Origin of the sequence: Variovorax glucosi (genome assembly GCF_051216695.1) — a bacterium.
Taxonomy (GTDB): Bacteria; Pseudomonadota; Gammaproteobacteria; order Burkholderiales; family Burkholderiaceae_C; genus Variovorax.
The window spans coordinates 378-1,253 of sequence record NZ_JBPJZE010000185.1 but is presented as its reverse complement, the minus strand read 5'-3'; the positions used below and the strand labels follow the sequence as shown (position 1 = coordinate 1,253).

At 67.9% G+C, this 876-nt stretch carries 1 pseudogene; it reads right to left on the bottom strand.

What is annotated here, in order from left to right:
- A pseudogene (locus tag ACSFA3_RS24100) lies at positions 1–876 on the bottom strand (RHS repeat-associated core domain-containing protein); the annotation flags it as partial.

The following is an 876-nucleotide window of genomic DNA, read 5'->3' as shown; positions in this document are numbered from 1 at the left end:
CTCGCCGGACTGCATTCCCTGGACCCGCTCCTGGATCAACCCGGCCTGGTTGTAGCGGTATTCCGTTCTGCGTCCCAGGGGGTCCGTGTGTACCAACAGTCGCCCCTCGCCATCGCGCTGCTGGCGCGCTTCGGCACCGCCGGGCTCGACCATGGCGGCTAGCTGGCCGTTCTGGTAGACGTACCCGGTCTTCCGGCCCGCCGCGTCGGTTTCGGAACTCTGGCGGCCCTGGTCGTCGTAGCTCCAGCGGGTGACCGAGCCTGAGCAGTCTGCATAGCTGGCGAGCTGCCCCCTGTCGGTGTAGCCCAGCTTCTTGCTGGCGCCCTTGGGGTCGACGATCTCGGCAAGCTGTTGCTGCTCGTTGTAGACGTATCGCGTGACGCGGCCGAGCGCATCGGTCTGGCTGGCGAGCAGGCCGGAAGCGGTATAGCTGCGCTTCCAGCTTCCGCCCTGGGCATCCACGACGCGAGACAGTCGCCCTTGGGCATTCCAGCCGTAGCCGATCTTGCTGCCGTCGGCGCGCAGATGCTCGATCAGCCGGGCTTGCCCGCTGGCGTGCGTGGTGTAGCTGAAGTGCTCGACGCCGCCATCCGGGTGATGATGCTCGATGACGTTCTTGGCGGCATCGCGCACGAAGCGTTCCCGCGTTCCGTCAGGGTGATCGATTTGGCGCGTGTAGCCCAGGCTGTCGACGTGATGCACGGTGGTGTGGCCGAGCGCATCGACGACGGTGACGGCGCCGCTGTCCGTGGCCCAGGACAGCCGGGTATCGAAGCTGCCGTCATCGGCCCACTCGCGAACGGCCCGTGGCTGTTCCCAGGCGCCGGCCTCGGCTGGCCCGGCCGGCTCCCACCACTGCAGGTTCATGCCGCGACC